Source organism: Rhodococcus olei (genome assembly GCF_039540555.1).
Classification (GTDB): domain Bacteria; phylum Actinomycetota; class Actinomycetes; order Mycobacteriales; family Mycobacteriaceae; genus Rhodococcus_G; species Rhodococcus_G olei.
In genome coordinates this window covers 1-8,443 of the sequence record NZ_BAABFB010000005.1, presented here as the reverse complement: position 1 = coordinate 8,443, position 8,443 = coordinate 1, and the positions used below count along the sequence as shown (strand labels likewise).

Below are 8,443 nucleotides of genomic sequence, written 5' to 3'. Positions count from 1 at the left end.
GGAACTCCGCGGCGCTGCTCTCGGCGCTGCGCGCCGAGAGACGGGGCGGGTCGCTGCGCTCCCCGCCGGGGAGCCGCTGCGCGGCTCGCAGTGCGTCACCCCAGGCAGCCGTCGAGCGGGTCGCTGCGCTCCCCTCGAAATCGAAACAACCGCAGCAACAACATAATTCAGCGCCAACATCCCAGTACCCCCAAACCCGAACGAGAGGCAGGGACGCGCTGCGCGCGTCGAGATCCGGCCCGTCGCGTCGCTCCCAACCCGTCCCGATGTCATGCAACCCATGGTATACCACCGCCTCGACAAGGGCAAAACGAGCACTCGAATGTTAGAAACGAAACATCAACGCTCACAACATACTACGACAAACCAACCGAATCCAATATGCAAACATGTCGAATATTACGTCACCACAAAAGAATTCAATTAATACATTGCAGCACAACACAATTCAAAACCACACTCACGCCCCTCCCCCTGCACCCGAACCGAGCCCCACCCGAAGTCGCCTGCACCACCCCACCCGCACCGCCGGCCTCGGGTTGGGGCGTGCCGTCATCTGCCCAGGTCACAGCACAGAAACACACCACCCACCGACACCACACCGCAACCACCCAACGACGTACCCGCGACATGCCGCGCCGCCGAGAACAGCTCGGGCACGAACCGAAGGGCGGTCCAGGGTGCACGCCGCCGCCACACCCCGAGCCGCCCGGCGCACGAGCGACGGCCCCGGGCACGGCCGACCACGACAGCCAGGCACCTCGGCACCGTGCGGACACCGGACACCACGGGCACCGAATCAGCCCGTGTGCGTGCGCCCCACGCGCGGCCGACCCAGACACGAACGCGCCCCCGACCGATTCGGCCGAGGGCACGGGGCGCACACGTCTACCTGTACACCTCTCTCCTGTGACCGACATGGATCACGATCACGACCAACTCACCGTCACGCACCTCGTAGACGATTCGGTACGCCCCCACCCGCACGCGGTAGGTGTTGCTGTAGCCGACCATCGCGGTACAGGTGGGCGGACGCGGATTCTCGGCCAGCAGCTCTATCGCGGCCTGGATTCTCCTCTGTTCGGTTCTTTGCAGTGCCGCAATGGTTTTCGCGACCTTGCGCGGAATCCGCACACTGTAGCGTTCGCTCACCCGACCAGTCCGAGGTCGCGCTTCACGTCCTCCCACGGGATCGGATCGGGATCGGGATCGGCCGAGTACTCAGCAACCGCGCGGTAGTCCTCGGCGTCCTCGGCCGCGTCGAGCAGCGCCTCGAACCGCTCCGGGGAGACGAGCACCGCGACGACACGGCCACGGTTCACGAGCCGGATCGCCTGCGCCGCCCCCAGCTCCGCAATGGTCGCCGACAGATGGTCCCGCGCGTGCGTCACCGACACCTCGCGTCGTTGTGCAGTGGTCATACCCCAATCGTACGCCAGAACCGTACGTGAACGTACGCACTAAACGTGCGGATAGTCAACGGGACCGCCGGGCACGAACAACGCGAGACAGGCGTGGACGTGCCTCATCTCGTGGCGCGCCCAGTACCTGATGCCGTCGAACCCGCCGGAATGCAGCGCAGACGCCCACCGCTGCGTGAGCGGACAGTCGACGCATGCGAATCCCCAAGTTTAGTGGGCGAGGCTTGGTCCCCCTACGCATCCTCGCCTCGGTCGGGCCGGTGTTCAGGGGTGCCTACGCTTTCGGTGCGCCGATGGGTTTCGTGGCGAGCAGATTCCGGCTGCTGCGGGGTCTGCCGTTCCGGTTCTCGCTGGACGACCACGGTCCACAGCACTACATCGCGGCCCTGACCCCGCGCGGGACGCCCAACGAGTTCGGCGACGCCCCTCTGATCCCGGCGAGGTGATCTGGTCGCGTACTCGCCGACGGGTCGCGGTGACTCCCTCGCCGCCGGATGGGTGGGCGCCGCGGTCGACGTGCCGCGGCTATGGAAACGTCCCGCTCGAGGGTCGTCGGACAGGGCACTTGTCAGCGACCGGTCGGATATGTCGGACGGGCACGCGAAGACCCATCCGCCTTGCTCGACCCGATCCCGGCCAGTGTCCACAACGTCATGACCCGCAACAGCTAACTGTCCAGGATCGCTCATCAGGTGTGCCAGGCGGTGGCACCGCCACGGCAGATCGCGGGCCGCTCGCTCGTACCAGCCGATCAGTGCGGAGGAATTCATCCGATCGTCACACCGTGCCCTTCGTCATTTCACCAGGTCGCAGGCATGTCCGATTCCGGGTTCTGTGCACAATGGCTCTCATGCCCAATTCCAACCCCATTTCGGCCTGGAAAGCCCTCAAGCAGGGCAACGAGCGGTTTGCCGGCGATCAGTCGCTGCACTCCAGTCAGGGCATCGACCGGGCCACACTCGTCAACGCGCAGCACCCCACCACAGTGCTGTTCGGATGCAGCGACTCACGTGTCGCCGCCGAGATCATCTTCGACCAGGGCCTCGGCGACATGTTCGTCGTGCGCACCGCCGGTCACACCATCGACAGCTCGGTCCTCGGCTCCATCGAGTACGCCGTCGACATCCTCAACGTGCCACTGATCGTCGTGCTCGGCCACGACAGCTGCAACGCCGTCGCGGCGACACTCACCGCACTCGACAAGGGCGAGGTGCCCGGCGGCTTCATCCGCAGCATCGTCGAGCGGGTCACCCCCTCGATCCTGATGGGCCGCAACGAGGGCCTGCACACCGTCGACGAACTCGAGAGCCGGCACGTCGTCGAGACCGGCCTCCTGCTGATGGACCGATCGCGGATCATCGCCGACAAGGTCGAGAACGGCACCTGCGCGATCGTCGGCGTCACCTACACCCTCGCCGACGGCGGCATCACGCTGCGCGGCGTTGTCGGTGAGATCGGCGAGATCGTCGACGCTTGCACGGTACTCCGCCGGCTGGTGGATTCAGGGCGGTGACTGCTCAGCATGTTCAGAGACGGGCGCTGAAGGGCGCTTGAGCAGTTTGACGAGCACCTGATGGTGGTCGGCGGGATGTCAGGCTGAGCACGATGTTGTCGTCGATCGTTTGGCACCCCGCACCGTGTGGTTCCCCCCAAATCGTGGAGGATTCCGTTACGCGGCGTTGGGCTCGCTGATCGCAGCGTTCTCGCAGTTGATCGGGCTGACCATTCCGATGGTGCTGTGACGTCGGCGACGGTTGTAGAAGCCGTAGCACCAGTCAAGCACACAGGCCTTCGCCTGAGCAATGGTATCGAACTCGTTGCGTGACAACACTTCCCACTCCACTCGCCCGCCACCCGCATCGACCTCGACGACACCGTCGCGGTGTAGCGGCCTTCGCGTTGGGCGCGGTGCCTGCAACCGATGCAATTCGTCGTCCTTGTATGCCGATAAGCGGGACTGCGACGTTTCCCCTGCAGAGGGACGGGTCCTCGCCCACCGGATCGCGTGCTCGGGCACACGGCCGGGGCCGCGCCGGGAATCGATGGGCCGGGTGGGTGACGGGATGGCCCCGTCCGGCCAGATCGTGGTCGCGTCGTGGACACCGGCCCCCGGATCAGCGTGCAGTTCCGGACACGCAACGTGCGGTAGGCAGCGGTCCCCCCGCGGTCACTGCGCCCACGCGCACCCCTCCTGCACCGCCTCCCGGTGGGTGGCGTCAGCGGACCGGCGATAGTTCGACCACGTCTTCGACGACGGGTCCTCCTGGGCCATCCCTTCCTTGAGGATCCCGTACTGGGCCTGCAGTCCGCCGCAACTGTCGGCCTGGCTCACCCCCGGCGCCGGCGGACCGACAATCTTCGGACTGGCGGCCGCGGTCGCGAAACCGGATGCGACACCGATCGACGTGGCCACGAGCAATCCGGCCGCCGCTGCGCGAAATCCATTGGTACTCACGGAGTCCTCCTGGGGTGAAGGATGCCCGAGTGGATGAGGCATCCAGACGAGCATGCACCGCCCGGACCGGTGACAACGCCCACCCCAGGGATGAAAATCCCCCCACCCCGTCACTCAACGCCCGGTCTCGGCCCCCGCCGCGCGTCGGTGACCGCCGCGGCGAACCCGTCCAGCCGGGCGCCGGTGGCGCCCCCGCCGCCGCACACGTCGGCGATGGACTGCCCGCAGGTCAGCTCGTCGGCCTTGCCGAGGGCCAAGTCCCGGCGGCCGGCCTCGATGAAGCTCTCGAGCATCATGCCGACGACGCCCCGCTCGCCGCCCGCGATCCGCGCGGCCACCTCGGCCACCACGTCGACCCGACGCAGGTCGTTCCTCTGGCTGCTGCCGTGGCCGTCAGCAGCGCCCAGCGCGATCGCCACCTGCGCGAGTACTCCGATACCGCGAGAAGGCTCGGCCAGCACAGGTAGACGGCCGGCGACGGTAGTCGGCCGACGACCGCGGTGACCGAATCGAGGTGGCCCCACCCGAACACGACACCGCGCCGCCCCCGAGCGGGCCGCCGATGGAACGACGCCAACCCCGGGGCCATACCACGGTGCCCCCGACCGGGACGCCGGACCGACGCGACGATGACACATCGTCGAGCCCACCCGAACTCCACTGCTGCGCAACCAATTACGAATTTCGGATAAGGATTGTTACGACACTCACCCTGGCAGAGGCCGGTTTCCGGCTACCGGATCGGCGAGTTGCTGTCCGGTCCGGTTCTGGTTGGCAGTTTTCCGGTTGAACCCGGCATGGTACGGCGCGCCGCCACGTGTCCGGTTCAAGGTGGCAACACGGTCCCACGATGACCTGCTGCGATTCGTCGACTCGCCTGACAGTGACCGAATACCCGGTGCGTGCGGCCCATCAGGCGCCCCATACCGGAGGTCGAACACTCTACGGAAATGTCATCTTCATCCGGACTGGATATCGCGGCCGTGTCCGAGGATTGTTGGCATACCGCGAGGTCGCTCATGCCAACTCAGCCCGGACCGGACAGTTGCCGCCGGTGTCCGGTCCGGTTCTGGTTGGCAGTCGGGTACCCGCGGTGAGGTGAGGATCCGGTAGCCGAGCTCGTGCAGACGGTGATGGTCGGGCCAGCGTTCACGGGTCCAAGCGGGGTCGGTGTGGGCGGCGGTGATCGCGGCCGCCGTCGATGCGTGCAGGTCGAACTCGAGGTCGCGACGCAATTCGGCGAGGGAACGGCCATCGACGGTGTCGGCGATCCGGGTCAGGATCCCTGCGACCTGACCGTCCGCGTCGCGCAGGATCCGGCGGTACGCGCGGGGCAGCACACCCCACAACACGGCCACGGCGACCGTGACTCCGACGACCGTCTCGAAGAACCTGTCCCGGGAGACCCCGACCAGGTCGGCAGGGGCACCGAGCCCGCCGAGAATCATCGCGAGCGGGGTGATGAACACCATCGCGAGACCGTAGTTGCGGACCAGGTACGCCTCGGTCCCGGCCATCATCAGCGCCAACACGACGACAAGCGCGGCACCCCGCACGTCGAGCTGCGACAGACCGGCGAGCAGCGCGAGCCCGAGCACGGTGCCGGCGAATCGGTGTGCGGCCCGGTACGTTCCGAGGATCCGATCGGGCCCCTGATGCAGGATCATCGCAGCGGTGATCACGGCCCAGTCGGGCCGGCCCACGCCTAGTGCGACCGCGGTCAGACCCGCCACGGGGCAGGCGACGAGCAGTCGCACGACAACAGTGGCCGAGCGACCCCGAGGGTGGGCGGCCCGCACGAGCCGGTAGCGAATCGAGGGACGCCGCAACGGAACCGGAGGCCGCAGGTCGTCCTCCGGAACGGCCTCATCGTGGTCCAACACATGCAGGGCGTTCGCGCACCGCAGGTGGGAGGCGCGCAACGTCCTGGTCAGCGGGTGCTGCGTCGCAACGAGGTTCGCGTCGTACAGACACTGCCACGCGGCATGCAGGGACCGCACCGCCTCCCGGCGTCGGGACGGTGAGTTCCGGTCCAGGGCCGCGTCGACGGCGGCCACCGCGGACGCGACCGCGACGCGTTCCGGGGTGCGCGGGCGGACCAGGGCACCGCACATCGACACGGTCAGTGCCGCGCCCGCGCCGATCGCCGTCCACCCGACGACGGTGGGCACCGACACACCCGTGGCGGGCAGGACGGACGCGATCTCCAGGGTCAACAGCATCAGGAAGGCGCCGGGTGCACCGAGTCGCAGGGCGTCGACCACGAACGCGCACGACGCCACCACGACCGTCATGGTCAGCACGATCACCATCGGCCACAGCGCGGATCCGCCTGCAGCGACGGCCCGGTACACGCTCGACCCGACGGCGGCGCCGATGCCGGCCAGAGCGACCAGCACGGCGCCGACGATCCCGACCGCGCGCCAGCGCACCCGATAGGGGCGGCCCTCGCCGTACACAACGGCGAACGCACCCAGCGTCGCGATCGCGGACGCCGAACCGAAGCCCGATGCGACGCCGACGAGCCCCGGCAGCGCGACCGTCACCCCGCCCCGCACAACCCCCGGCCACCGACGGCCCCGGCGCGGCACCGCCAGCAGCGCAGGCCACACGGGCGCGGGAGCGGGGATCGGCAACGCTGCCTCGCGAACACTCACGTCCTGATTCCGCGCTGCTGCCGACACAGCCGTCCAGCCTAAGGAACCGCCACCCCCCAACGGACGTCGGGGTCACACGATGAGGCCCCGCTCGACCAGGCCGAGCAACGGCGCTCCCGTCATCGCGTTGGTCACAAAGGGCGTGTGAAAGTCGAAATCCTCTACGTCGACGAGTGCCCGAACCGGCGGGAAGCCGGCGAACACGTCCTGGCTGCGCTGACGAGCGCGGGCCGGGTCGGCGCCGACGTGGACGACCGGCTACCGAGTACAAGAGAGGAAGCCGCAGCGGTGCCGTTCGCCGGGTCTCCAACCATCTTGGTCGACGGTGTCGATGCGTTCCCGGCCGAACGAGTCACGGAGCTGGCGTGCCGGGTACCCGACCGCGTCTGGACTGGCGGGTCTGCCGACCGCAGGGCAGCTGGCCGAGGTGTTCCGCCACCACCAGTGAGTGCGACCAGCTGAGCGAATCGTTCCACTGGGGGCCACACCGACAGAGAAATGGTGTGGGCCGATACTCCCCAGGCGGGGTGCCCCATCAGCCCGCACCACGCGTGAACGCGCCAGAACCAGCGATGTTCGAACGCCGACCCGACTTGAAGTACCGACCGGCGTGGCCGCCGCCGGCGCGACACCGGTCCCCTCGCCCGCGCGGTGACGATCCCCGGCGGTTGGGGGCCGGTAACAGCTTTTACGACATTCGCCCTGGTAGATACCGGTTTCATCGTCTACCGGTTGATCGTTTCGGCACTTACCCCCATAGGCCCGAAGTCACAGCTTGCGGATCAGTCCGACGTAACCGGCCACCGCGAGAGTTGCGAAGATCCACGCCAACGCCTGGAGGACCCAGCTGAGCACCATGAACAGTTGTCCGGCCTTGTCGTCGGTGTTCAGCTGGCAGTGGCCGCCCGCCGCAGTCTTGAACAGGGGAAGCCCTATCTCCAGCCCGAGACCGACCTGCTGGCCGAATGAACACGGACGACCCAATTGGCCGTTTATATTTGCGGGTCCGCGCACGGCGGTGGGCGCCGCGCAAGATCACCGTCGCGTTTCCCGCCGGACCACCCGGTCTCCCACGGTCTGAGGCGGCAGCAGTCCCTCTCGACGGGCGCGGTCGACCTCGTGGCCCGGATCCACGCCGGCCAGCTCGGCAATGGCCAACTTGACCCGCACTCGCTGCTCTAGCGCGACGCGACCGGCCTCGGTTCAACGCGATTGCCGGTCCCGGTGCCACTGCGGCGATCCCGACCGCGGCGCACCGGGAACGGTGTCGGCGGTCGCCAGCGAACGACCAGGAGCGCGCGTGTTAACTGCAGGATATACTGCGAGTGACTGTTAGGAGGATTCGCGTGACCAGTGTGGAAGACCGCTACCTGGCCGGCGATCTCGACTTCGAGACCGCCGCCGCCGCCGCGCTCGGTGCCGCCGCGATCGACCGTCAGGACCTGGTACCGATCCTCCGCGCACTCAGCGACGCCACGCATCCGGCATCCGGGCTCAGCGCGAGTGATGCCGCGCTGCTCGACGCGGGTGGCGCGCCGCAGTCTCCGGTAGCGCTCGCCGCCGCGGTCGCGGACCGGCAAGCACGGATGCGGGAACTGCTCAAATCCGCACTCACGGTCGAGCAGGCCGCCGAGCGACTCGGTGTCTCCACCTCCCGGGTGCGGCAGCGCGCTGGAGATCGGAGCCTGTGGTCGATCAAGCGCGCTCACCGACTGCTGTTACCTGCCATCCAGTTCACCGAGCGCGGCCAGATTCCCGGACTCGACGTAGTCCTGACCGAGTTGCCGGAAGATGTGCAGCCGCTCTCGGTGCTCGGACTACTGACCACCCCACAGCCTGATCTGCGTCTGGACGACGCAGAGGTGTCGATCATCGACTGGCTGACCTCCGGTGGTGCACCGACGCCGACG

The 8,443-nt window shown here is 67.9% G+C and carries 9 protein-coding genes and 1 pseudogene; 3 read left to right on the top strand and 7 right to left on the bottom strand.

Annotation, left to right across the window (positions count from 1 at the left end; translation table 11 throughout):
• Positions 1 to 888 precede the first annotated feature (888 nt).
• From ABD951_RS00255 to ABD951_RS00245, 3 genes and pseudogenes are all read right to left on the bottom strand, one after another.
• Positions 889 to 1,152, bottom strand: coding sequence for a type II toxin-antitoxin system RelE family toxin (locus tag ABD951_RS00255; protein WP_345340876.1), 264 nt, complete (start codon positions 1,150 to 1,152; stop codon positions 889 to 891).
• Positions 1,149 to 1,421, bottom strand: coding sequence for a type II toxin-antitoxin system Phd/YefM family antitoxin (locus ABD951_RS00250; protein WP_345340874.1), 273 nt, complete (start codon positions 1,419 to 1,421; stop codon positions 1,149 to 1,151). The genes ABD951_RS00255 and ABD951_RS00250 overlap by 4 nt, the downstream gene beginning before the upstream one ends.
• A 39-nt stretch (positions 1,422 to 1,460) precedes the next feature.
• A pseudogene (locus ABD951_RS00245) lies at positions 1,461 to 1,601 on the bottom strand (RES domain-containing protein); the annotation flags it as partial.
• Positions 1,602 to 1,714: 113 nt separating this feature from the next.
• Here ABD951_RS00245 and ABD951_RS00240 point away from each other — a divergent pair.
• Both ABD951_RS00240 and ABD951_RS00235 read left to right on the top strand, forming a co-directional pair.
• A complete protein-coding gene (locus ABD951_RS00240; RefSeq protein WP_345340872.1) occupies positions 1,715 to 1,867 on the top strand; it encodes a hypothetical protein in 153 nt (50 codons plus the stop codon).
• A gap of 404 nt (positions 1,868 to 2,271) precedes the next feature.
• A complete protein-coding gene (locus tag ABD951_RS00235; protein ID WP_345340870.1) occupies positions 2,272 to 2,934 on the top strand; it encodes a carbonic anhydrase in 663 nt (220 codons plus the stop codon).
• Positions 2,935 to 3,588: 654 nt separating this feature from the next.
• On the opposite strand, the gene ABD951_RS00230 is transcribed toward ABD951_RS00235, so the two are convergent.
• From ABD951_RS00230 to ABD951_RS00215, 4 genes are all read right to left on the bottom strand, one after another.
• Positions 3,589 to 3,876: a hypothetical protein gene (locus ABD951_RS00230; protein WP_345340868.1), complete on the bottom strand. Its 288-nt coding sequence runs from the start codon at positions 3,874 to 3,876 to the stop codon at positions 3,589 to 3,591.
• A gap of 110 nt (positions 3,877 to 3,986) precedes the next feature.
• Positions 3,987 to 4,295: a DAHP synthetase I family protein gene (locus ABD951_RS00225; protein WP_345340866.1), complete on the bottom strand. Its 309-nt coding sequence runs from the start codon at positions 4,293 to 4,295 to the stop codon at positions 3,987 to 3,989.
• A 540-nt stretch (positions 4,296 to 4,835) separates the two neighbouring features.
• Complete coding sequence (locus tag ABD951_RS00220; RefSeq protein WP_425569744.1) at positions 4,836 to 6,467, bottom strand: FUSC family protein; 1,632 nt, start codon at positions 6,465 to 6,467, stop codon at positions 4,836 to 4,838.
• An 834-nt stretch (positions 6,468 to 7,301) separates the two neighbouring features.
• Positions 7,302 to 7,517 carry a hypothetical protein gene (locus tag ABD951_RS00215; RefSeq protein WP_345340861.1) on the bottom strand — a complete coding sequence of 72 codons (216 nt, stop codon included), beginning with the start codon at positions 7,515 to 7,517 and terminating at the stop codon, positions 7,302 to 7,304.
• A 362-nt stretch (positions 7,518 to 7,879) separates the two neighbouring features.
• Here ABD951_RS00215 and ABD951_RS00210 point away from each other — a divergent pair.
• Positions 7,880 to 8,443: DNA-binding protein (locus tag ABD951_RS00210; protein WP_345340858.1), on the top strand; the 564-nt coding region annotated here is incomplete at its 3' end.